24 protein-coding genes and 1 riboswitch are annotated in these 24,361 nt (G+C 46.0%); of the genes, 12 read left to right on the top strand and 12 right to left on the bottom strand.

The annotated features are described in order from the left end of the window. Positions 1–91 precede the first annotated feature (91 nt). Positions 92–520: a response regulator gene (locus ASN18_RS13220; protein ID WP_236861746.1), complete on the bottom strand. Its 429-nt coding sequence runs from the start codon at positions 518–520 to the stop codon at positions 92–94. Positions 521–786: 266 nt separating this feature from the next. On the opposite strand from ASN18_RS13220, the gene purL reads away from it, so the two are divergent. From purL to ASN18_RS13195, 5 genes are read left to right on the top strand one after another with little or no spacing between them, the layout of a single operon-like run. After that, complete coding sequence (purL, locus tag ASN18_RS13215) at positions 787–3,021, top strand: phosphoribosylformylglycinamidine synthase subunit PurL (protein ID WP_085053251.1); 2,235 nt, start codon at positions 787–789, stop codon at positions 3,019–3,021. Then, positions 3,008–4,411: an amidophosphoribosyltransferase gene (gene purF, locus ASN18_RS13210; RefSeq protein WP_085053250.1), complete on the top strand. Its 1,404-nt coding sequence runs from the start codon at positions 3,008–3,010 to the stop codon at positions 4,409–4,411. Before purL ends, purF begins: the two co-directional genes overlap by 14 nt. A gap of 16 nt (positions 4,412–4,427) precedes the next feature. Further along, positions 4,428–5,261, top strand: a complete 834-nt coding sequence (locus ASN18_RS13205; protein ID WP_236861745.1) for an adenosylcobinamide-GDP ribazoletransferase — start codon at positions 4,428–4,430, stop codon at positions 5,259–5,261. Continuing rightward, on the top strand, positions 5,240–5,854 hold the full coding sequence (gene cobC / locus ASN18_RS13200; RefSeq protein ID WP_085053248.1) for an alpha-ribazole phosphatase: 615 nt from the start codon (positions 5,240–5,242) through the stop codon (positions 5,852–5,854). The genes ASN18_RS13205 and cobC overlap by 22 nt, the downstream gene beginning before the upstream one ends. Positions 5,855–5,860: 6 nt before the next feature. Continuing rightward, on the top strand, positions 5,861–7,354 hold the full coding sequence (locus tag ASN18_RS13195) for a cobyric acid synthase (RefSeq protein WP_085053247.1): 1,494 nt from the start codon (positions 5,861–5,863) through the stop codon (positions 7,352–7,354). A gap of 70 nt (positions 7,355–7,424) precedes the next feature. On the opposite strand, the gene ASN18_RS13190 is transcribed toward ASN18_RS13195, so the two are convergent. The 7 genes from ASN18_RS13190 to ASN18_RS13160 form a co-directional block, all read right to left on the bottom strand. Next, entirely contained in the window at positions 7,425–9,023 is a 1,599-nt protein-coding gene (locus ASN18_RS13190; RefSeq protein ID WP_085053246.1) for a DNA methyltransferase, read from the bottom strand. Positions 9,024–9,118: 95 nt separating this feature from the next. Continuing rightward, on the bottom strand, positions 9,119–9,313 hold the full coding sequence (locus ASN18_RS13185) for an antitoxin VbhA family protein (RefSeq protein ID WP_085053245.1): 195 nt from the start codon (positions 9,311–9,313) through the stop codon (positions 9,119–9,121). An 87-nt stretch (positions 9,314–9,400) separates the two neighbouring features. After that, positions 9,401–10,204 (bottom strand): energy-coupling factor ABC transporter ATP-binding protein, encoded by an 804-nt coding sequence (locus tag ASN18_RS13180; RefSeq protein ID WP_085053244.1) that lies wholly within the window; start codon positions 10,202–10,204, stop codon positions 9,401–9,403. Beyond that, positions 10,201–10,893, bottom strand: a complete 693-nt coding sequence (cbiQ, locus tag ASN18_RS13175) for a cobalt ECF transporter T component CbiQ (RefSeq protein ID WP_085053243.1) — start codon at positions 10,891–10,893, stop codon at positions 10,201–10,203. Before cbiQ ends, ASN18_RS13180 begins: the two co-directional genes overlap by 4 nt. 11 nt (positions 10,894–10,904) lie before the next feature. Continuing rightward, a complete protein-coding gene (locus ASN18_RS13170; RefSeq protein ID WP_085053242.1) occupies positions 10,905–11,171 on the bottom strand; it encodes an energy-coupling factor ABC transporter substrate-binding protein in 267 nt (88 codons plus the stop codon). Continuing rightward, positions 11,172–11,909 (bottom strand): energy-coupling factor ABC transporter permease, encoded by a 738-nt coding sequence (locus ASN18_RS13165; RefSeq protein ID WP_085053241.1) that lies wholly within the window; start codon positions 11,907–11,909, stop codon positions 11,172–11,174. Next, positions 11,910–12,740: a sirohydrochlorin cobaltochelatase gene (locus ASN18_RS13160; protein ID WP_085053240.1), complete on the bottom strand. Its 831-nt coding sequence runs from the start codon at positions 12,738–12,740 to the stop codon at positions 11,910–11,912. Positions 12,741–12,801: 61 nt separating this feature from the next. After that, positions 12,802–13,020: riboswitch (cobalamin riboswitch) on the bottom strand. Positions 13,021–13,346: 326 nt separating this feature from the next. Here ASN18_RS13160 and rpsT point away from each other — a divergent pair. After that, positions 13,347–13,646 carry a 30S ribosomal protein S20 gene (gene rpsT / locus ASN18_RS13155; protein ID WP_085053239.1) on the top strand — a complete coding sequence of 100 codons (300 nt, stop codon included), beginning with the start codon at positions 13,347–13,349 and terminating at the stop codon, positions 13,644–13,646. 86 nt (positions 13,647–13,732) lie between these two features. Further along, positions 13,733–14,197 carry a protease inhibitor I42 family protein gene (locus ASN18_RS13150; protein WP_085053238.1) on the top strand — a complete coding sequence of 155 codons (465 nt, stop codon included), beginning with the start codon at positions 13,733–13,735 and terminating at the stop codon, positions 14,195–14,197. A 37-nt stretch (positions 14,198–14,234) separates the two neighbouring features. Here ASN18_RS13150 and ASN18_RS13145 read toward each other — a convergent pair whose 3' ends face one another. Genes ASN18_RS13145 through hemB form a run of 3 tightly spaced genes read right to left on the bottom strand, consistent with a single transcriptional unit; the run spans position 14,235 to position 17,775 of the window. Continuing rightward, positions 14,235–15,245: a lysophospholipid acyltransferase family protein gene (locus tag ASN18_RS13145; RefSeq protein WP_085053237.1), complete on the bottom strand. Its 1,011-nt coding sequence runs from the start codon at positions 15,243–15,245 to the stop codon at positions 14,235–14,237. After that, on the bottom strand, positions 15,245–16,750 hold the full coding sequence (locus ASN18_RS13140) for an O-antigen ligase family protein (RefSeq protein WP_085053236.1): 1,506 nt from the start codon (positions 16,748–16,750) through the stop codon (positions 15,245–15,247). Before ASN18_RS13140 ends, ASN18_RS13145 begins: the two co-directional genes overlap by 1 nt. A 56-nt stretch (positions 16,751–16,806) precedes the next feature. Then, a complete protein-coding gene (gene hemB / locus ASN18_RS13135; protein WP_085053256.1) occupies positions 16,807–17,775 on the bottom strand; it encodes a porphobilinogen synthase in 969 nt (322 codons plus the stop codon). A gap of 119 nt (positions 17,776–17,894) precedes the next feature. On the opposite strand from hemB, the gene ASN18_RS13130 reads away from it, so the two are divergent. Next, complete coding sequence (locus ASN18_RS13130) at positions 17,895–18,623, top strand: hypothetical protein (protein WP_085053235.1); 729 nt, start codon at positions 17,895–17,897, stop codon at positions 18,621–18,623. A gap of 26 nt (positions 18,624–18,649) precedes the next feature. Next, entirely contained in the window at positions 18,650–19,675 is a 1,026-nt protein-coding gene (locus ASN18_RS13125; protein ID WP_085053234.1) for an FUSC family protein, read from the top strand. Positions 19,676–19,685: 10 nt separating this feature from the next. Here ASN18_RS13125 and ASN18_RS13120 read toward each other — a convergent pair whose 3' ends face one another. Next, entirely contained in the window at positions 19,686–20,891 is a 1,206-nt protein-coding gene (locus ASN18_RS13120) for an amidohydrolase family protein (protein WP_085053233.1), read from the bottom strand. A 280-nt stretch (positions 20,892–21,171) separates the two neighbouring features. On the opposite strand from ASN18_RS13120, the gene rmuC reads away from it, so the two are divergent. The 3 genes from rmuC to ASN18_RS13105 all read left to right on the top strand — a co-directional run bounded on the left by rmuC (position 21,172) and on the right by ASN18_RS13105 (position 24,341). Next, positions 21,172–22,557 (top strand): DNA recombination protein RmuC, encoded by a 1,386-nt coding sequence (gene rmuC, locus ASN18_RS13115; protein WP_085053232.1) that lies wholly within the window; start codon positions 21,172–21,174, stop codon positions 22,555–22,557. Further along, positions 22,547–23,608, top strand: coding sequence for a deoxyguanosinetriphosphate triphosphohydrolase (locus ASN18_RS13110; protein WP_085053255.1), 1,062 nt, complete (start codon positions 22,547–22,549; stop codon positions 23,606–23,608). The genes rmuC and ASN18_RS13110 overlap by 11 nt, the downstream gene beginning before the upstream one ends. Before the next feature lie 76 nt (positions 23,609–23,684). Beyond that, a complete protein-coding gene (locus tag ASN18_RS13105) occupies positions 23,685–24,341 on the top strand; it encodes a histidinol phosphate phosphatase domain-containing protein (protein ID WP_085053231.1) in 657 nt (218 codons plus the stop codon). Positions 24,342–24,361: the final 20 nt, after the last annotated feature.

The following is a 24,361-nucleotide window of genomic DNA, read 5'->3' as shown; positions in this document are numbered from 1 at the left end:
GTTAGGTTACATTAAAATCTCGATATCCCTCATTGCCGCGTATTATTCCGCCAAGCAATTTCTATACCGGACAGTATTGGATGTGTCCCTTTTATTTCATATGAGAGAGCAATGCCGATATGGCGCCGAGCAGCTCTTCGAAATTATAGGGCTTGGCCAAAGTGCCGCTGAATCCGAATTCTTTGTAGTTATCTAGTATGTAGTCGTTAGAATACCCGCTGGCAACTAGTGCCTTAACCGAAGGATCCAATGTTTTCAAGCGGGCAATTGTGTCCTTAGCCCCTAAGCCTCGCGGCACGACCAAGTCCAGTATTACTACATCAAAGACAGCATTGTTGGCAATCGCCTTTTCATAAATGGAAATTGCCTGAGAACCATCCTCAGCCAGCGCAACTGAAAATCCAAAGTGTTGGAGAAGCTCACATGTAGCATCTCTAATGTCTCCATCATCATCCATGAATAATATATTTCCCCGATACGCGCAATCAGAGGTTTGAGTCGAACAACTCTGTGTTTCCACTAAACTACCACTCCCCGGTACAGGTAAGTCAGCCATACGGTTCAGTCCTTTCTCTAAATTATCTGAGCACCTATCAGACATAATAACATTATTTAATTATCAATTACAAGAAAAAAATAGTGCGGTCAGGGCAAACGCAGTGGAGAGTGAGCCTCCGGATTTGACATTACGGTTGCTAAGCCCTGTATTACTTTTTTTCATAGGACATTATTTTGCCGATTGTGTTAGTATAGAGGGAATTCCAGACCAGTAAACGGGTCATCTAAGTGAAAGAACCCTTAATAACTGAAGAGCTGATAAAAGAACACGGGTTGACGCCCGATGAGTACGGCCGTATCGTTAGCATACTGGGCCGCACCCCCATGTTTACCGAATTGGGCATCTTTTCGGTTATGTGGAGTGAGCATTGCTCGTACAAAAGTTCTCGGCTGCATCTGAAGAAATTGCCGGTTGACGCCCCGTGGGTCATTCAAGGCCCTGGTGAAAATGCCGGTGTAATCGACATCGGAGACGGTCTTGCCGCTGTGTTCAAAATGGAATCACATAATCATCCCTCATACATTGAGCCATATGAGGGGGCAGCCACAGGCGTGGGTGGCATACTCAGAGATATTTTCACAATGGGGGCAAGGCCGGTGGCAAGCCTCAATTCGCTGAGATTTGGTCCCCTGTCAGACCCCTATCATAAGCATCTCTTTGGCGGCGTTGTCTCAGGGATTGCCGGTTATGGCAACTGTATAGGTGTCCCAACCGTTGGCGGCGAGATATACTGCCACCCCTGTTATGCTGGCAATATCCTTGTAAACGTATTTAATGTCGGCATTGTAAAAAAAGATAAAATATTTTATGGCAAGGCAAGCGGAGACGGCAACCTGATTATCTACGCAGGCTCAAAGACCGGCAAAGACGGCATTCACGGCGTTACTATGGCCTCAGAAGAGTTCACAGACGACGCACAGCAAAAAAAGCCAAACGTGCAGATTGGAGACCCTTTTACTGAAAAACTCCTGCTTGAGGCCTGCCTTGAGGCAATGGACAAGGGGCTGATTGTTGGGATTCAGGACATGGGCGGCGCGGGGCTTACGTCGTCGTCCTCTGAAATGGCCGGACGGGCAGAGACGGGCGTGGAGCTTGAGCTGTCCCTTGTGCCGCTTCGTGCCGAGGGCATGATACCATATGAGATTATGCTTTCTGAGAGCCAGGAACGAATGCTGCTTGTGGTGGAGCGTGAAAATAAAGATGCACTTATCGATATATTTAAAAAATGGGACCTCGACGCCGTCGTAATCGGCAAAGTCGGAGGCGATGGGTTTTTGAGAGTCAACTGGCACGGCAAAATGGCAGCGGAAATTCCAGCAACAAAAATATCAACCGACGCGCCAATCTACGACAGGCCATCAAAGAGACCGACCAATCAGGACGAACTAAATACGCTTGATTTATCAAAAGTCCCGGATATAACTAACTCAGGTAACGACGCATTGAAAAAACTCCTTGCATCGCCGTCGATTGCTTCAAAGGAGCTGGTCTGGCAGCAGTATGACCACATGGTGCGAACGGACACAATCGTCAGACCAGGTTCAGATGCCGCCGTTGTCCGCGTAAAGGGTACGAAGAAGGCCCTTGCCATGTCTGTGGATTGTAACAGCCGCTACTGCTGGCTTGACCCATATCTTGGCGCAGTTCACGCCGTATGCGAGGCCGCAAGGAATGTTGCCTGCTCAGGGGCGCTTCCTCTTGCTGTTACAGATAATCTTAATTTTGGGAACCCTGAAAAACCAGAGGTAATGTGGCAGTTCATCGGGGCAATAGAAGGGATAAAAGACGCCTGCATCGCCCTCAATACACCAGTCATAAGCGGCAACGTAAGCCTGTATAACGAAACCAAAGGCGATGCCATTTTCCCCACGCCGACAATCGCCATCGTAGGCGTTTTAGAAGACGCAGACAGGGCGCTGACCCAGTGGTTTAAAGCTGCCGGTGATGTTGTCATGTTAATAGGGCAGACAAAAGAAGAACTTGGCGGCAGCGAATATCTCAGCCTATGCCACGGCATTGAGCGTGGACTACCTCCCACCATTGACCCGCTCAAAGAGAAGGCACTTCATAGCGTGCTCATTAAACTCAACGCTCAGGGATTGTTAAAGAGCGCCCATGACTGCTCAGAAGGTGGCCTTGCAGTAACAGCGGCTGAATCGGCGTTTGGTTTTCTCATCGGGGCGGAGATTGACCTGGGGGCATCTTCCTTAAGGGCTGACGCGCTCCTGTTTGGTGAGAGTGCTACGCGTGTGCTTATCAGCGCAACTGCTGAAAATGCCGACATTGTGGAAGCCGCAGTTGTGGCAGCCGGGCTGCCAATAGCGCGTATCGGCAAAACCGGCGGAGACATATTACGCATTAAGGCCAAAGACATGACACTTATCGAGATGCCAGTAAGTGAACTAAAATCCATCTATGACACATCTTTAGAGAGAGGACTCAACCAAAATGAACATATATGACATGAAGGAAGAGTGTGGGATATTTGGAATATACGGGCACCCGGAGGCCGCAAACATGGCATATCTTGGCCTTTACGCCCTGCAGCACAGGGGGCAGGAAGGGGCAGGAATATGCTCCTCTGACGGGCGGAATTTGCATCTGGAGAAATCTCTTGGCTATGTGTCGGAGATATTCAACGAAAAACGCCTGAGAAGACTCCTCGGCGAAAGCGCCATCGGACATAACAGGTACTCAACAGCAGGCGGCAACGCCCAGAAAAACGTGCAGCCCATCATGGTGAACTCCTCCTTGGGGTCGCTGTCAATAGCCCATAACGGCAATCTCACAAACGCCGGTGTCCTGAAGGAGACCCTGGAGCGCGACGGCGCCATTTTCCAGTCCAATGCCGACAGCGAGGTAATCGTACATTTAATAGCCCATTCAACCGCCCGCACCGCCGAAGAGAAAGTCATTGAGGCAGTCAACCAGATACACGGCGCGTTTAGCCTGCTCATACTAAAAGAGGACGAGTTAATTGCAGTCAGAGACTCCTTTGGTGTGCGCCCGATGTGTATAGGAACATTAGACGGCGCTTACGTAGTGGCGTCAGAGACATGTGCATTTGACCTTATCGGGGCCACATATATCAGAGACGTGGAGCCGGGTGAGATGGTGGTAATAAATAAAAACGGCATAAACTCCATAAGGGCGATTCGCAGCGCTATGAGGGCACACTGCGCGTTTGAGTTCATATATTTCTCCCGACCTGACAGCTACATATTCGGCGGCACAAACGTACACAGAATACGAAAGGCGCTGGGCAGGCAGCTGGCCATTGAGTCATATGTCGATGCTGACGTTGTCATCCCTGTCCCGGACTCCGGCGTTGCCGCAACAATCGGCTATGCCAACCAGAGCATTATCCCATTTGATTTCGGTCTCGTCAGAAACCACTACATTGGCCGCACATTTATAGAACCTAAACAGAACATTCGCCACTTCGGTGTTAAAATAAAATTGAACCCTGTTCAAAGCATCCTCAGGGGCAAAAGGGTCGTCGTCGTAGATGACTCAATCGTCAGAGGAACTACGAGTAAGAAAATTGTCAAGATGCTCAGAGAAGTCGGCAAGGCCGCAGAAATTCATGTAAGAATCAGCTCCCCGTGTACAATTAGCCCGTGTTTTTACGGAATCGACACCCCAACGCGTAATGAACTCATTGCATCGACTCATCAGGTTGAGGAAATCAGAAAATATCTGACCGCTGACTCGCTTTCATACCTGTCGTTCGACGGCCTGAATTCTGTGCTGCCAAACCCTGACGACTACTGCTACGCGTGTTTTAACAGCAAATACCCGATTAGTTTTATACGCGAGGAGCCTGCCCAGATGGAATTGTTTTTGGCGTAGCTGCGGAATCGCCTTAGTGTTTAAGAGAATCGCCGCAGCATTTGAGTTTTTGACGATAATCCCTTTGCCATTTAAACGGGCAGACAGCGCTGGTCAGTCTCAAATATGGCCTGTAAAAGATATTGGCAGGAGTTCTTCTGTATTTCCCATCGTGGGGCTTATCATGGGCGGTGCATATTTATTGTGCTTTATGCTGCTTAGGCATGTGCTGAGTGTTGAAGTATGCACTGTAGTGGTAATTGTACTTGGGGCGGTAATCACAGGGGGGCTTCACCTTGACGGCGTATCAGATACGTTTGACGCCCTTGCCGCAAAGAGGACACCAGCGCAGAGGCTCCTGATAATGAAAAGCGGCTCAGCCGGTCCAATCGGTGTATCTGCCATTGTGTTGACCGTGCTGTTAAAATATGCGCTGCTTAAAGGTTTACTTCTAAACCCCCAACTGTCAAGCGCCTTCGTCCTGCTCAGTTGCCCTGCAGCCGGACGCTTTGCCGCCACTGCCGCTATGTTCACCGGCAAGAGCGCTAAGGCAGAGGGGCTTGGATGGATATTTATTGAGCATACCGGAGTTAAAGAGTTTATGACTGCGGCAGGAACTATGTTTTTAATTACAACGCTGTTAAATCTGTATTTGAATAGTGGCAGCGTCCTTTGTGTCTCTTTACAGTCTGTAATGATAATAATTATAATTTCCGCTGCGGCAAAGTTCAGCGGGGCATTTTTTCTGAGACGTTTTGGCGGTCTCACGGGGGATACGATGGGGGCATTTATTGAGGGCGCTGAACTGATGTTTTTAATATATCTAACGATAACAACAGGAGGGCACATATGCCGACGCGGGTTTATCTGATTCGCCACGGGCAAACCATAGACGCACATGAGAGGCGCTACAAGGGCCATCTTGATGTACCGCTGTCTGAGGCGGGCATAAGACAGGCAGAGCGTCTTGCCGAATTTGTAAAACATTTGAAGTCACCACCTGTCAACCGCATATTTTGCTCTGATCTCAGCCGCGCCATAAGGACCGCCGAGGCGATAGGACTGCCCATTGGCATCACACCTGTGCCAATAAACGGCCTTCGCGAGCGGCACTTTGGTCAATGGGAGGGCATGACATTTGACGAGATAAAGGCCGTCTCACCAGAGGCATTCACAAATTGGGCAAGCGACCCGCTGGCTTTCAGCCCCATAGGAGGCGAAAGCACAAAGGAAGTCAGCCTGAGAGTGACACCAGTATTTAAAAAAATCGTAAATGACCACAAGGACGAAACCATAGCAATAGTCGCGCACGGCGGGGTAAACAGGGTGATCCTATGCGATGTGCTTGGCATCCCGCTGACAAACATATTTCGTGTTGAGCAGGACTTCGCATGTCTCAATATAATAGATTTTTATGACAGTGTGCCTGTGGTAAAACTCATGAACTACGTGACGGAGCTATAGCCCCTCATGCCTAAGTCAATAATGATTCAGGGAACCGGCTCGGGCGTGGGCAAGAGCCTGATTGCTGCCGGGCTTTGCAGAATATTTGCCAAAGACCTGGGGCTTCGTGTAGCGCCGTTTAAGGCTCAGAACATGGCGCTTAATTCGTTTGTAACGGCAGATGGCGGGGAGATTGGCACGGCCCAGGCATTACAGGCAGAGGCCGCCGGAGCAGCACCCTCAGTTTACATGAACCCAATACTGCTTAAGGCCGCAGGTGAGAGCGGCTCACAGGTAATAGTGCTGGGCAAGGTGACTAAGACCATGCAGGCGTCAGAATTTTATGCGAAAAAGGAACAATTCTGGAACACCGTAACACACGCATGGGACGAACTCAGCGCTGCATATGAGTTTATAGTCATAGAGGGTGCAGGAAGCCCGGCAGAGATAAACCTAATGGACAGGGAAATCGTCAATATGGCAGTTGCAAGGCACACCGGCTCACCGGTAATTCTTGTTGGCGACATAGACAGAGGCGGGGTATTCGCGTCTCTTTTTGGTACGACAGCGCTCTTAAACTACGAAGACTCACGCCGGATAAAGGCATTTATAATAAACAAATTTCGCGGTGATATAAATATCCTCCTGCCAGGCAACAAACAAATTGAAGATAGAACCGGCATCCCCGTAATCGGCGTTCTTCCATATGTTACTAACATGGGGCTTCCCGAAGAGGATGGCCTTGTACTGGAGAGCCGCTCTTCTGCCGTGTCAACTAATGCCTCTATAAAGATTACAGTGCTGAGGCTTAAGTATATATCGAATTTCACAGATTTTCAGCCTTTTACATATGAGCCGAATGTGGAGCTTGTCATAAGCCGCCGCCCCGAAGATATTTTCAATACGGACCTGATTATAATCCCTGGTTCTAAAAACACAATTGCTGACCTCATGATATTAAAAGACAGCGGACTTGATGAGCTAATAAAAAAGGCGGTGAAAAAAGGGATTCCACTAATCGGCCTCTGCGGGGGGTACCAGATGCTTGGCAGGACAATCGAAGACCCGCTCAGGGTTGAAAGCGCTGAGGCAAAAGTTACCGGCCTCTGCCTGCTTGATACGACAACTGTGTTTAATGAAACGAAGACCACGCGGCAGATTGTTGCCGGGACTGCTGGGCAGATACCATACATAAATAATTCACACAGCGCACTAAGGGGCTACGAAATCCATATGGGCCAGACCACAGAGGCGGACTCACCAGCATTTACCATCAGCGGTCAATATCCCGACGGCGCAGTAAAAGACGGCGTGTGGGGCACATATATTCACGGTATATTCGATAACGACGCCCTTCGCAGGGACTTAATTAATGGCTTAAGACAAAGGAAAGGTCTGCCCCCTGTTGAATATGCACCGGTTAGTTACGCAGCCGAAAAAGACGCAGCCATAGACAGACTTGCCCAACTGCTCAGGACTAATCTCAACATGGATTTTATATACTCGCTAGCTGGATTGTAGCTTTGGAATTTACGTCTTAAGGCATTACGCAGCACGTTTTCAATATTAAGAATTTGTTCATGCGATAATATCACTGGTGTCTCTTTAAATGAAAAATGGTTTCAGAATATGCACCTTTATCTTTCTCTGTGCGGTTTAGCACAGGACGTTTATATTGATTAACTATTTGCATTCCTGATTCCTTAGCAATTGCAGGATATATGTTGTATTTATCGTTTGCAACGAGAAAAATATCGTAATCTTCTATAAGAAATCTCTTACAATTGTTTAGAACGTCTGTAATTCCAAGTATATAACTATTTTTTGCTTCCCTGCTTTGTCCCCTGAACAGCGGGCCGATTTCCAAGCTGTCTTTTCTTTCAAATCCAAATAAATCATATGCGTAGGCGTGTTGTTCATGGTAATCAATCAGCCCAATATATGGCGGGCTTGAAAAAATCCCCCTGATTTTTTGACTGCTTGCTAAATCAGCGAAAGCAGGGTTTATTTTCCTAAGCCCTTCAAAAATATCTATTGATCTCCCATCTCCGGTTAAACAGACTTGAAAGGTCTGTGTCTTCAAGCTGTCAAAATGAGCCAGACGTTTTAAGGTATCTTTCGTATAGGTTATCCACCATTTTAGGATTGAGAAGATAGGTTTGCACATTTTCCCATGTTTAGCACAATAATATGTTGACGTTATAGGTTCGTATAAAGTGGCAAGGTCTGCGTGTGTTGTTGCCCTGCAGGAGCGGATAGTCCTGCTCAATATTACGCTTATGATATTTTTTGTATCGTAATTTTTTATTTTACAGATTTCATCCAACATAAAATTTATTTCGTCCCTTATATGCTGTGAATACCACTTATCGAGGAATGTATCAGCCTTGTCTTGCCTTAGCTTTATATTGTAATCCTCTACAAGTTTGTTATAAGTTGGCAAAAACTCTTTTTCCTTTTCAGAGCCGTAGCTGCCTTCATTTATTTCTCCACGTTTTAGCCTGTATTTGTATTCGGGAACTGGAAAATGTTTATTGTTAAAATTATAAAGTAACTGCAAGAGTTTCTCTTCAAATTCAATTGTGCGCGAGTTTGCAAGAAACCCTCTGAGCGCCCTTGTAATTCTGTTGAGTTCCTTTTGAACGTCAAACATATCGTATTTGATTACCTTGACGTTACCGATTAAGGCATTGAACGCAGAAACATCAATTCCTATGGCGTGCATCCCCAATTCGCAAGACTGTACCATAGTTGTTCCACTGCCGGAAAAAGGGTCTAAAATGATGTCGCCATCTTTAAAACAGGCTTCTCTTTTAAATTGGTCTGTGTGGCTGTCAAGGAAATATTCTACGAGTTGAGGTATGAATTTACCTTTATAAGGATGCAGGCGGTGAACATGCTTTGTAGTCTCGGCCTCCTTGTATTGATCAAAGGATAAAGCCCAGTTTAGGTCTTCGCCCAGTTGATTCTTCCATGAATGCTCTCTATTGCCGGTATAGGATTTGTAGTAGCGCTTTAACTCTTGTTTAGAAACTTGAGTTGAGCCGTTGCTTCCAAGTTTCTTTATCAGCCCGTATTGTATAAGGTAAGAAATATTTGAGGTCGTTACGGGTTTACCCAAGTGTTTAGTCGCCCAGTCACTGGCCTCTTTAATCGTCAATAATTCACTGTCTGCTGTCTCTGTTTTCATTTAGATTTCAAACTGTACTAATTCAGTATGTGTCGGTATAAGGAAGTGTACCACATACGCCGCGTTTGAGTAAAGCAACGGAAGAGATGTAATGGTCAGAGTTTGAGTACTTTGACATGAGTGTAACGATCATAAAGATTTCTGATGACATCAGAGGTAGTTATTTCACCACGTGTTACACGCTCTAAATCGGCAACTGTTTCAGGAGGCACTACCAATCCCTCAAGCTGTTGTTGTGCAATAGCATGATCGAACGCCCGTCTATTGCATTGAAATTTATGACTTGTCACTGCATCCTCCTTTCTCACCAACACCTTGTTGATTATACCACAGTGCAGCACAACACTGCTATGCCCCATCGGGCTTCGGGCAACAAACTATCCCAATTCCCTAAGCAGTTCATCCCTGAAACGCGGTACATTCCCATTATCTCTTAGTAACCCACGACTGATGAGCCTCTCGTAGATTTCAAGGACAATCGGCTTAGAAATAGATAAATCACCCTTTGAAAATATCTCAAGCGGCGTTCCAACCCCTGCCACCCTACCGTCTTTCATCACAATCATGCGGTCTGCCCACTCATAGGCTAAATCTATGTCATGAGTTGACATTATCAGTGTGACGCCATTAGTGTTCAACCTCGAAAATATATCGAGAACCATTTCCTTGTGCCGCTGGTCAAGACCAGCAATCGGTTCATCCAACACAATTACCTGCGGCTCCATCGCTATTACACCGGCAATCGCGGCAAGTTTCTTCTGCCCGTGGCTTAGAAAGTGTGTGGCCCGTTCCTTTAATTCATAAATCCCGCACGCATTCAATGAATCATCAACCCTTCTTTTCACTTCCTCAAAGGATAAGCCCAAATTCATTGGGCCAAATGATACATCCTCTGCTACTGTGGCTGAAAACAGTTGAACCTCCGGGTCCTGAAATACTACTCCAACATGTCTCCTTAATGTAGTCAGTGCCTTGCGGTCATATGTGACTTCAGTGCCGTCACAGAAAATCTTCCCGCTTAATGGCCTCAATATCCCATTTAAATGCAGTAAAAACGTGGTCTTCCCAGCACCGTTTGCCCCAAGCAGCGCATACTTCAATCCCCTTTCAATATGTATAGAGACATCGCTTAACGCTGTAACGCTGTCATATTTGTATGTAATGCCTTTTGCTTCTATCATCTTGTGCCTGCAAAGATTAACAATACATCGATGATGGTGATGGCGGCAATATTCGCCGCTGAAGTTTTGAAGCCTCTTTGCATGACACGCAGCTCACCGGTATATCCCCTCGACTCAAGCGCCGTGTTTAAGATGTCCGCCTGCCTGAACATTCGTTGAAACAGGCTTGATACTAATATCCCCATCGCCCGATAAGAATTTTTAAGTCCATCATACCCCAAACGCGAGGACTGAGCGGTGCGCGTCTTGTGTGAAATGTCCATAAATACAAATATAAACCTGTACGTCAGTCCCATCAGCTCACAGATAACCGCCGGTACGTGGATTTTCCTGAGTACAGAGAATATATCAGAGGCAGGGGTTGTAAGAATCAAAAAATAAAAACAGGAAATCGCGGCAAACGCCCGAAAAAATATAAACATCGCCCCATTTAAATCTACAGAGCCATACGCTATAGCGGCACTTCCCAAAAAAACAAAAACAAATGCACTGGACATCATCTTAAGATAATACCGCGGCGGAATCTTCGCCAAAAATAAAACCACTGCCGCCATGATAATAATAACCATTAACAATACTGCCATTGAGCTGCTGATTAGAGAAATCGCCATCAATGAAAACGAAAAGAACAGCTTCTCAACCGGATGCACATCTCTGAGGGCATTAGCATACGCATATCGCTCCGGCATTGTGCGGCTGGTCAGCGTTTCCTGCGTTTACGCATGATATAAAAAAAGATAAACCCAGCCCCGATTGCTGCCTGAAACACAAATCCGAGTGTTTCGATTCCCTTGGTCGGGCTCAAAAACGGCTCAACCCACCGTACATAGCTTGGGGCAATTTCACTTACGAGTGTTGATCCCTTGTCGTCGCTGCCCATAAAATCGGTTGTCTTGTAGATTATAGCCGGAGTTAAGGCTATTATTGTCAATAACACAGCCAAAGATATATTTTTAATTGAAAACATTTAGGTCTCCTCGCCTGCCAGAGCTTTAAGTTCCTCGGCACTATTGGCAGTTAAATAATTATGTACCAAAACGATTAGAATTCCCTCGCCAACTGCAATGGGTATTTGGGTGACAGCAAATATCGTCAAAAATTTTATGAAAGAGACGGTCAGACCGCCGCTTTCGGATGGAAACGCCAAAGAAAGCTGAAATGACGTGACAACATATGTGGCTAAATCCCCTAAGACCGATGCCATAAACACCGCAAACCACATTGGGGCATTTGCGTATTTGAGCAAATTAAACAGGAAATAAGAAACCATTGGCCCTGCAATAGCCATCGAAAAAACATTCGCACCATAAGTCGAAGGTCCCCCGTGTGCAAGCAGCAGCCCCTGAAACAACAGGGCAATCCCGCCAAGTACGGTCATTACTGAAGGCCCAAAGAGTATAGCCCCAAGCCCTACCCCCGTGGGATGAGAAGAGCTTCCCATCACAGATGGTATCTTCATAGCCGAGAGGACAAAGACGAATGCACCGCAAAGACCAAGCAGCAATTTCAATTTCGTGTTATCCCGGGTAAGTTTCTTAACCATTATAACCCCATAAATCATAAACGGAAGTGAAACGACATACCAAAAAGCGCACCAGCTGAAGGGCAAAAATCCCTCCATGATGTGCATCGCATAGGCAGACTTAGGACTAAGAATCAACAGCGCTACCACAGTCGCCGCATTAATATATTTTAATTTAAGCATTTAATAGTAATAAAGCAGCTTTAATGCACGTTCGATACGATTAATAAACGCACTGCGCACCTCTTCGTAAAACCCCAGGGATTTAACAAAGCTGCCGCCCTCGTGCAGGATGCTGAGATAATCAACCTGTAAGCCAAGTGTCTCAAGGTTTGCCTTAAGACTCTGACTCTCGCCCAATAAGTCTTTCTCCACGTGCAAACCAGAAACGTATAGAAGTGGAATCAGCCTGGCCCTTTTAACCGGCGGCTTTTCAGCGGCAATTTTTTTAAGTACAAGCGCCATTGAGGGCATCCCGTCGATTGTGGCAAAGAAGCAATTGGGAAATTTGTGTGTTAAATAGTAGTCAAGCCCCTGATAGAGAATATTGGCGGGGTCAGCGCAGAGGGGCGTACCATGGGCCACGATAACGTTGATACCTTCTGGTATGAAATCCTGTGCCACAGCAGATATAACATCATCCACAAACTGCCACCTATGGAGCAGCGTCTCACCCATGACAACGCGCATTCCCGGGAAATCACTGCACATATCGGCAAGTTCCTGATATTCAGTGCCGGGGACAATGTGAAGCGGCTGTACAACGGCCTTTCTGTAACCATGTTCTTCCAGTGATGCAAGGGCCTGAAGGATGCCAGGGGAGCCGGTCTTTTCTCTGACGATTTCTGATGTATACGCCCATACAATTTGAGCGTGATTATCTGCAAAGTACGCCCGAACACTGGTGTCGAATATATCGTAGGCGGCCTTGCCATTCGAGGTCGTACCAAATGCGGCGATAACCAGGGCAGGGGTATCCTTAAGGTTTCGTTTTTTTAGCTTTCTCTCTTTCACAGCAGAAAAAGCCTTGCGTCACGCGCTTCACAAACTACTTGCAGCCACATTACCATTCACCCTCGTGATTTCCTACTGGACAGGTCTTCCGGCTTAGGGCATACCTACTCACCCGCCTTCCCAAGTCGTCTTCTCACAAGATTGAGAGACGGGCTCAGTGGCATTAATCGGGGTTTTCGTTCCCATTACGGCTGCGGGGCAGCGGAAGTCTCACACTTCTCTTCCCTTATATCCAGCCAAACTAGACGCCAAACTAGACGCCAAACTAGACATAGTGTAGCACGACAGGCGCTGTAAAATCAACACACGCAGATCGCCTTTTTTTTGACTAATATAAATTTTTGCATTGTATTAAATATCGGCAATTGTTATAATTACATTAATGAACTACGAACGAGGAGGCTTATATGACTTGCAAACTATGCAGTGGAAGATTAGATTTGTTGATAAGGTGAAAGGCTGTCGAGCTGCGCTGCACGGGTTGCGGCCAAAGGTTCTTACTCTCGGAATATGTCGATGAAATAGACAAGGATACGTGGGCTACGATTTCAGGGCGAAGTTGTGACTCTGTTTAATATTTAAAATTCAATTAAAAGGAGTTAGTCAATGGCAGCAAGGTCAAGACCTAAGAAAAGCCCGTCTGTAATTAAGCGGGCCAGACAGTCCGTAAAAAGACAGCTGGTTAATAAGATGATTAAGAGCAAACTGAAGACATTAGCTAAAAAAGTCGAAGAGGCCATAACGTCAAATAATACTGAGGAGGCTCAGAAGACCCTCATTGAGGCTGTCAGGGCATACGCTAAGGCAGCGTCCAATGGTGTCATCCACAAAAATAACTCGGCAAGGAACATATCCCGTCTTACGCTGAAAGTCAATAAGATACTACTAAAGGCCCAAGCTGCATAAGGCAGACACATTAGACAGAAGGCGGTACACAATACCGTTTTCTGTCAATCTCTATTTGGGCTCTATTTGGGATAATCAGTTTATAAATGAATGCGATGTGTGAACACAGGGCATTAACGGCAGCCATCGCCGTCGTGGCGCTGCTATTTAGTTTATTGGCGGTCACTGGCAGTGCAGTTGGCGGTGATACGAAAAACACGAAAGAAAAAATAGCCATCACCAAGAAGGACAACGGCGGCAGATTTAAAGTCAAAACCGGCTGCCTCATCTATTTAGGGCTTGCAGAGAATGGCTCTACCGGCTACGCATGGTACTTCGACAAGCTGGACATGGAGTACTTTGAGGCACTCAAAGATAAATCCGTAGAATTGCTTCCCGACAACAAGACCGGCACAAAGGGGAAGCTGGTCGTCGGTGCCCCCATGCTTGCCACATGGATGCTAATGGCTAAGAAAAAAGGGCAGAGTGAACTTAAACTGCTTTACTACCGCATATGGGAAGGCCCTCAGACCGCAGTTGACACATTCACCGTAACAATTGAAATAGAATAGCTGAATTTCTAATATACATAACCTAACGCAAAGACAACTAAGGTAAGCTGAAAAAAGGATGGTCATCCCATTCGGATTTTAATTTCATATCGAACTGAAAAAAGGCAAAATGCTCAGGGTACTTCTCTATATAAGCCGTCAGAGTTGTAAGATATTTCATAAGCAATCCCTCAGGCGTATCTCCAGTTGATACCTCTATGGCAGGTTCTATGACAACCCTGGCTGAATTACGAGAATTGACATTCTCTGTTAAATCGATTAAAAACACAGGGATAAGCGGAACGCCTTCCTTAAGGGCAATCCTGTATGGGACGAGGTTGAAGTTGGCCGTGCGGCCAAGAAACGGCGCACTGTGCCACTGGCGCCCGCCTCTGCCCGTTGGTGGATATAGGACTAATTCGTTTTGCCTCAGGGCGTTTAACACGTCTCTGATTGCCATGTTTCTGAGACCGAAGTTGTCGAACGTTTCAGTTCCCGCGTTGATGAATCGAATGGGCATTGATTTTTCAACAGCCTCGTATCGGGCCTTATTGGCAAGCATCGTAAAGCCTGCACGCGCCACGCGCGGGGACTCCGCCTGTATAGCAAGCTGGCTCACCTTATAGCCCCTGTGCCCGAGGGCTGGCATTATCATCATATAGGGGCCGAAGTGGGGATTTAATAATATTGCACCTTTGCCGAGGCTTAACGCATGGTCAAGATGTGAAAGCCCCTCGGCAGGGATGTAGTCATCAATGGTTTTATCGTTCATCTTTCTGAGATAGCACTGTTTTATCCACGAGTTCAACTGGTTTTGAAACGATTTTAAGATGAGCTTCCCGGCACTCCTGCCCTTAATCAATGACGACAGCTCAAGCTCTTCTAACATTATCTGCTTTCTCCTGCCTGCCACACCCACCTGGAGGCGGGCCGCAACAGCCGTAAATTTGTTTATCGCCGCAGGGGGCAAAAAGGAAAACCAGATGCGTACATACCGCCAGTACAACCATTTCAGAAATGCCGCTGCCTGAGCTGTAGTTCGTGGTGGACGATGTTCAGCCTGTCCCATCAGCAGTGCCCCGCTGTTGCAGCGCTGCGCTCTTGTTTATATAACCTCAGAACTACCAGATAAAATCCAAGCAGCAACCACACAAAGCGAGCCGTATGTGAAGTCAGATCAAACTGAATCAGCCCATTTATAGCAAACACGGCTATCGCTGCGACATTCAGGGCAAACATCAGGTGTGCCATGTAACTGCCGTCGAATTCCTTCCATGTCTGATAGATTGTCCGGGCAAAAAAATTAACAAAAAAGGCCAACACTAAAAGGCCAAAGACACCCATCTCGTAAAAAAATGAAAATATCAGACTGTGTACCTCAGATATTGTATCCGGTACGACATATACGAATCCCCCAACACCGATGCCGGTTATGAGCGTATATGGATGCTTTATCATATATCTCAGCCCCGTCTTCCACATAGTCATTCTTGAGCCGATGCCGGTGACGCCTTCATTTTTTGATGACAACTCCTCTGTGTTTGACTTCAGGGTCTTGCTGGTTGTGAACATTGTGCTGCCCTTGTAGCCAAAACCAATGATCAGCCTGTCGATGAAGCCGGGCGTGGCTGTAATGATAATCATCAAATACGCAAACAGTGTCACAGCCGTATATTTGACGAACTTTTCTTTATGAATGGGATGAAACTTGTAAAACATAATAATGGCCGCCCCAAGCGCCACAAAAGCCCCTCTTACGGCCATCATAACAATGGCAAGCGCTCCAATGGCGGCAATAAGTGTGTACAGGGATTTTAACAGCCGGTCTTTGGTAAGAAAAAACAGTGTTATAGAAATTATTATCATCTCCATCTGCAAAGGCGTGGAGGGCGCCCCGATGGTAAGCCCCGTCGGTCTGTTCATTATCTGTCTTATTCCATATACGGAGAGCATCGTATTGGGTGCTATTAAAAGATCATAAAATGACGTGTACCACTTTGATACAAACACACTGATACTGCATATGACGCCCGATACTATGAGCGTTACAATCAACTTATGTAGCTTCTCCCTCGTAGTAACAACTGCCGTTATGAGATAATATATCAGCGCCCCAAAGAGCATCTGAAGATAAAACAAAGAACCCTCCTCCAAAGACGGACTCCACAGCAGTGATATCCCGTTATACACAAGTATCAACACGACAACAATGTCAACCGGCGTTGTCTCTCTTTTGAGAGTTTTGTCAGTGGCCTTTTTATAAAGCCATGCCCCAAAGGCTATCGTCATAAACAAGATACATATGGGAAATATGGCAGCGTCCCCTGTTTCAGAGACGAAATACTCGATACATGTGAACTCGATATAAAACGTGAAAATCGTCAGCAAAAAGCCAAACTCATAACCGGCAAAGAACACGGCGGCAAGCAGGACAAGCGCAGCAGGTATGGCAAGCCAGACCGGATTAATCATATACATCACAGAGGCCGCTACACAGCACATACTTATAATTATAAGCACCGGAGTCTGGCGAAGCGGCTGCCGTATGTAAAATTTTGAAGCCAGAGCGCTCATCTTTGAGAGCACCGCTTCAATGTATCAGCATGACACAGCATGATCATCTGTCGATATCAACCCAATAGTTTGGCAGCGTCCTTTGCGAAATACGTAAGAATCAAATCCGCCCCGGCGCGTTTAATCGACAGCAGGACTTCCATCATAACCTTTTCGTAGTCTATCCAGCCAAGCCTTGCCCCTGCGTGAACCATTGCGTATTCGCCGGAGACATTATAGGCGGCAACAGGGACGTTAAATGCGCGTTTTACGTCCGATATTATATCAAGATAAGAGAGGGCGGGCTTTACCATGAGAATGTCTGCGCCTTCTTCAAGATCAATAGCGGCTTCTTTTATGGCCTCACGGCGGTTGGCGGGGTCCATCTGATGGGATTTCCTGTCGCCGAAGGCGGGTGTGGACTCTGCGGCTTCTCTGAATGGCCCATAAAAGGCAGATGAGTACTTAACTGCATAGCTCATAATTGGTATGGAGGCAAATCCCTCTGTATCAAGGGCTGTTCTGATTGATAGAACGCGCCCGTCCATCATATCAGAGGGTGCAGGCATATCTGCACCGGCTCGCACGTGAGAAACGGCGGTCTTTGCCAGAAGTTCAAGGGTTGGGTCGTTGAGGATTTGCCCATTTTCTAATATTCCACAGTGCCCGTGGCTTGTGTACTCACACAGGCATACATCTGTAATAACAAACAATTCAGGCACGGCGTGTTTTATCTCTTTAACTGCCCGCTGAATGACACCGTCCGGGTCATATGCGCCTGCTCCTTTTTCGTCCTTATGTTCTGGGATTCCGAAGAGGATAACCGCTGGAATTCCTAATGTGTGTATCTCTTTTGCCGATTGTGCTATCACATCAACCGATTCTGTAACACACCCCGGCATGGATTGAATCGGCCTTTTGACGTTATGTCCAAAAGTCACAAAAAGGGGGTAAATAAGATTAGTCACAGAAAGCGATGTCTCTCTGACCATATCCCTGAGAACGGGATTATATCTAAGGCGTCTCGGCCTCACCGTTGGAAACATGATAGTTGATTTTAGACAAACACTGACTGAAAAAACAAGTACACTTATAGGATTTTCTGGCTGTGATTTTCCTGCGTTGTCCATGTATTATAATCAGTGACTCAGGAGGTGTGTGTGATATGAAGTGTCCAAAGTGTGGGTTTGAAAGCAGGGGAGTGCAGGATGAGTGCCGCAGGTGCGGACTTATATTTTCCAAATACAGGAGGCGCGTACTGCCGTCAGATTCGGCATCAGTGACCACCGGTTCAGGCGGCTGGTATAGTCTATTTTTTCATATAGATACAAGCATTAATCCTTTATATTTCTACGGTCGTGTGTTGGTCTTTGCAGGGATTGTCGTCTGGGGGATTAGTATTATTACAACGCCTATGGTGAGATTCTATGAGCGCGGCTGGTTTATTCACAACGTAAACCTTGCCTTTCACGAGGCTGGGCATACGATATTCAGGGTATTTGGGCAGTTTATTGGTGTGCTAGGTGGGAGTCTTGGTCAGGTGTTGATTCCCCTTATCTGCCTTTTCGCGTTATTGATAAAGACAAGGGACCCGTTTGGCGCCTCGATATGTCTGTGTTGGGTGGGTGAAAACCTCATGGATGTGGCCGTCTATGTAAACGATGCAAGGGCGCTTGTCTTGCCTCTGATTGGTGGGATATTTGGCTACGAGGACCCTGATTTTCACGACTGGCATGTGATTTTAAAGGATATGCACATGCTGCATTATGACCATCGAATTGCAGTGACGCTCTATGCTGGAGGTATTATGCTTATGGTCATATCCTTTATTTGGGGTGGACTTATGCTTTATCTTCAGTACAAGAGTGTGAAGCGGGGAGCGGATGATTTTTAATATACAACGGTGTGTATTAGACATTAATGATTAGTATAATCAAGCAGTTGGATACCGCTAATATCAGGCACTCACTGAAGACAGCCCTGGCTGCGGCAATGTCTATGTTATTTTGCGATTTGCTGGAGCTGAAACAAGGTTATTGGTCTGTGATCTCAGTTATTATAGTGATGCAGTCACATAGTGGCGGCTCGATTGGTGCAGCGTGGTCGAGGGTCTTAGGTACACTCTTTGGTGCAGTAATGGGTGTGGTACTGTTGACGATTATGGGAAGTAACCTTCTGACAATGGGCATAAGTATATTCCTATCAGTTTTCATATCCTTCTATTTGTCAAAGTATCATGATAGTTTTCGTGTGACTGCAATTACTGCGTCAATTATAATTATGATTGGCGGGACAAACCCGTTGACCACAGGGATTTCAAGATTACTTGAGATAACGGTAGGGATATTGATTGCGCTGTTTGTTTCCCTTTTTCTCTGGCCGTCAAAGGCGAGTGACGCACTTGCCCGCGGGATTTCCAGCATGTTTGAAAAAAGTTCAGAATTATTTCAAACACTCGTACAATGTCTCATGACCGCAGAGTATGACGACACGAAAATATCTAATCTTCGCAGGGAGATAACTGCCACTATTCAAAACAACTCTACTTTATTTACACATTATTTAAGAGAGCCCGGGAGATTTACAAGTAACACTATGGACTATTCAACCATAATGGATGCGCAACGCAGGATATTTGAAATCCTCATATCGATGAGCCACTCGGTAAAGGGGGCAAAGCGTAATGGATTTCAACAGGAGTTTGCCGTGGAAATCAATGCCCTCGAGCACGTGATTGTTGATGCACTCAACGCTAAGACATTTCCCAACTTAAGTGAAGCCGTAAACGCTATGGAGAGCCGCCGCTTAGAGTTGAGAAAAACTAACACTGCCCTTAACTATTCTATAGACGATGTAGCTCACTTCATATCGTTTTCGTACAGCCTGAAGGAACTTGCGTTTGAGTTAGAAGGCATAAGGACAGCAGTCTTATCAACAGCCCTCTAACGTCATCATCTTACTTATTAAGAAATCTTCTCGGATTGTCTTGACACATTTTATCCCTGATCGAGCTTATTGGCTTTGCCTTTGAGAACTTACACAGATAGTCATTGTATGAATCGATGTCTCGCAGGTTTATCATAAAATCGGAGCCAAAAAGGATTCGGTCTTCCAATTTCTTAATGAGGGCATCGTCTTTGTAACTGTCGATAAAATTACGAAGCATTTGGTAATAGTCGTTATCAATTCCTCTGTAGGCAATGTCGGTGTAAACATTATCGAACCTGAGGATAAGATCGACTATCTTTTTGGCCCAGTCAGTGGCTACATAACCAGACGATTTCCACCCAAAATGTGCTAAATTCAATTTCAGGTTCTTATACCTTCCTTTATCATAAGTCAGCACCCTCTCCCACCTTTCTGGAGAGCCAATCAACTCATGCCGTTCTTTATCTATTACGAGAAAACCACCATCGCTGCAGTGGCTTGTGATTGGGATTTGCTTTTCAACACAGCATGAATAGAGGAGTTTTACTTTGAAAAGCTCGTCCTCATTATCCTCAGGCCATGGATCAAACCCAAGTGGAGGGTAAACCTTTATGCCTGCAAAGAAGTTACTTTTTATGTTGTCAATGGTTCCATCGAATTTGCCCATATTTTCCAGCAAGTCATTCTCTTTGCCGGTATAGTCTTTGAAATATTTTTCGAGAAGCTCCAACAGTTCATCTATCGTGTAATTAGCTGTGTTTATACCCATAAACGGGAATATTTCAAAGATATGAATTTTGCTTTCCTTTTTATAGTCACGAATCCCGTTAAATAAATCAATGACCTGCTCTCTGATTGGCTTTTTCTTTAATTCGTATAGTATCCCTTTGTCTTTCAGTCCCTTGTACCCGAAATCCATCATAAGTGGTGTAATGACTATTTTGTCGTAGTCTTGTCCTCCTATAATGGCCTTCTCGTTTTTAATTATCTGACAATTTTTATTTTGTGCTAAAATCTCTTCAACAATAAGAAAATAAGAACCAAGATCATGCTCCATCAAAGATATCAGATTTTTGTAATCATCAATCTTATGTTTTAACAATATTGCTGCCAATGGAGCCATTGAGCCAAGAAACAGCGCTTTTTCTATCCCAAATCTTTTAATAAATGCTAATATATCAGGATGACTTAAGTTAAATGCATGGAAATGTATATCATAAAACTTCTTACTCATGGCAACCTCCTGTGTTCTATTTTTTGCTTTATATAGATAATATTAAATAGATTTATATTATGTCAAGAGAAATATTGTTCTCAATAAGAAACACAATCATGGTTATAGTATTTTAAGAAATTCAGTAGTTTTAGTGATAAGTAAGTTAAATTGAAAACTGATGATTAGTAAAATAGTTCGCAATGGTGTGTCTCATATCTCAGTAACAGGTAGTCATGCCCTGTCTGCTTGATTTTTTACTTGTGATAACCTCCTGCTATTCATTATAATTTAACGGCTTATGTTGACCAATACGATTATCTTTATAGCAGGCATTTCTATTGGCGCTGTTGTCTCATGGCTCATAGTCAGCCGCCGTTTGCTTGGTGAGCATTATATGAAATGCTCCGCGCTCGAAGGGGACGTAAAGGCCGCAACTGCTGAACTCAGCTCGCTCAGAGGGCAGCTCTCAGACAAAAACAATGAGATTATAGCACTAAGAGAAGATTTGTCAGCTTCACAGCAATCCCACGCAGTCCTCCAGACTAAACTCATTGCCTCAGACGAAAACCTGAAGGCTCAACAGGCTATCATCGAAACAGCAAAAAAAGACCTCACCGATACCTTTACCGCCCTCTCTGCCGTTGCCCTTAAAAGCACATCCGAGGATTTTATCAGGCTTGCCTCGGAATCCCTTGAGAAAATCCTCTCAGAAACAAAGGGCAGCCTCGGCCTCCATCAGGAAAAAATTCACGGCCTCGTCTCCCCGCTCACAGAGACCCTGAAAAAGTACGAAGAGCAAATCCAAAAGCTTGAGTCCAAGTGGGACAGAGACCACGGCAGCCTTGCCACCCATATTCAGAACATCGTGCTGTCAAACCAGCAACTGCAAAAGGAGACATCCAATCTCTCTACCGCCCTCAAAAACCCCCAGATTCGGGGCAGATGGGGTGAAATCCAGCTCACACGAACCGTAGAGCTTGCCGGTATGACTGAGTACTGTGACTTCAATCTGCAAAGCTCTGTTGACACAGATAAAGGCCGTCTAAGACCTGATATGGTTGTACATCTGCCATCGAACAGGGACATCGTTGTGGACTCAAAGGTCTCTCTCATTGCCTATATTGAGGCCATTTCGTCTGATACGCCGGATGAAAACAGGGCAGAGTTGTTTAAAAAACACGCACGGCATGTCAGAGACCATATGGAGAGGCTTGCGAATAAGGCATACTGGGAGCAGTTTAAAAAGTCACCGGAGTTTGTCGTCCTGTTCCTGCCCGGGGAGTCGTTCTTCAGCGCCGCGCTTGAGTATGATATAGCGCTGCTTGAGGATGCCGCCTCTAAGAGGATAATCATCTCCACCCCGTTTACGCTGATTGCCCTCTTGCGGGCAATTGCCTTTGGATGGCGCCAGGAACAAATGGCAAAAAACGCCGAACTGATAGCTAAGGCCGCTAAAGAACTATATGAGCGGTCAAATACGTTCGTTAAGTACCTTGCCGAACTTGGAAAAGGCATTAAGAAGTCCGTCGATGGGTACAACTCCGTTGTCTCTTCTGTTGATAAACGGCTGCTGCCCACGTTAAGGAAATTCAGAGAACTTGGCGTTGCTGTCTCCGATGAGACCGTTGCAATAGAGGAAATAACGCACGAACCCACCCGTCTGTACTCAGGTGATGAGGTATAATGTGATAATCAGACAGCAGACACAAGAGATAGAAAAAAACACACTCCACCCCCGCGCCTGCCTAAGCGCCAACACAAGGGGACGCCAGACCCCCGAGAAAGAGGGCGATATCCGAACCTGTTTTCAACGCGACAGAGACAGGATTATTCACTGTAAATCCTTCAGGCGGCTTAAACACAAGACTCAGGTTTTTCTTGCCCCAAAGGGCGACCACTACAGAACCCGCCTCACTCATGTCCTTGAGGTAGCACAAATTTCGCGCACTATTGCCCGTGCACTCAGGCTCAACGAAGACCTCACAGAGGCAATTGCCCTCGGACACGACCTCGGACACACACCGTTTGGCCACGCAGGTGAGGCCGTCCTGCGAAAGATTCACCCCGGCGGTTTTGACCACTATGTCCAGAGCCTCAGGGTTGTCGATGTCCTTGAGAAAAACGGCTCCGGCCTTAATCTTACATATGAAGTCAGAAACGGTATCATCAAGCACTCAAAGGGCATGGGCAAGATTCTCTCCGACTCCCCAAACGATATGGCCGACACACTCGAAGGACAAGTCGTTCGTATCTCCGATGTTATTGCCTATGTAAATCACGACCTTGACGACGCGCTCAGGGCTGAAGTCATTCACAAAAAAGACATCCCCGATGACATATCCTCCGTCCTCGGTAAATCTCACTCCAAGCGTATTGACACCATGGTCAGGGACCTGATTTATAACACATTAGAAACAGGGTTAGACAAAATAACCATGTCCGACGGCATCATGGCAGCCGTGAATCAACTGCGCTCCTTTCTCTACACCAAAGTGTATGAAAGCGCTAAACTAAAAGAGGAATTTCATAAGGCAGAGAATATCGTTCAGAGCCTTTATACATATTACGCTGAACACGCAGGGCTTATCCCTAATGTCATTGACAAAGACAAGGCGTATGCTGCCGGTGATGGCCTGCTTACACATGTCTGTGACTTCATCGCGGGGATGACAGACCGCTTTGCGCTTATGAATTTTGAGAAGATTTTTATACCGCAGCGCTGGACTGTTTTTTAGCCCAAATCTTTTCTTGCAAAAATCATAGGTTAAACCATTATAATAGTCTAATGCTTTTGGGAGGTTAAATAGTACTGTGATTGACCTGCATACGCACACGTTTTTCAGTGACGGGCAGCTTGTCCCTTCAGAGCTTGTCCAAAGGGCGCACGCCGCCGGATATACGGCCATCGCGCTGACTGATCACACTGACAGCTCAAACATTGAGTTTTTAGTTCCCAAAATCGTCAAGGTTGCCGATGACCTCAATCACCATAGCAATATAAAGGTCATTCCCGGGGTTGAGCTGACACATGTACCGCCGGAGATGATTGCCGCTCTTACAGAACTTGCCCGTTCGCTTGGGGCTAAGCTGATTGTTGTTCACGGCGAGACTATCGTTGAGCCTGTCATAGAGGGCACTAACAGGGCTGCTATAATGGCAGGAGTTGATATACTTGCCCATCCCGGCCTCATCTCAGACGAGGATTGCCGCCTTGCAAAGGACTCAGGCGTTACGCTTGAGATAACCGCCCGCAAGGGCCACAGCCTGACAAACGGGCATGTTGCCATCAAAGCCAGGGAGTTTGGGCTGCCGCTTGTTATTAACACAGACACGCATTCGCCCGATGACCTGATAACTAAGGACACAGCCGTTAAAGTCCTACTTGGCGCCGGTATTCCACCCGGCAAACTATCGGATATTTTTAAACAATCGCAGTATATCGTCGATAAACTCTTTAAAAATTTATAAATTAACTGGAGAATACAAAT

It is taken from the genome of Candidatus Magnetominusculus xianensis (assembly GCA_001541255.1).
Classification (GTDB): domain Bacteria; phylum Nitrospirota; class Thermodesulfovibrionia; order Thermodesulfovibrionales; family Magnetobacteriaceae; genus Magnetominusculus; species Magnetominusculus xianensis.
The sequence above is the reverse complement of the archived record's forward strand: the minus strand, read 5'-3'. Positions and strand labels throughout refer to the sequence as shown.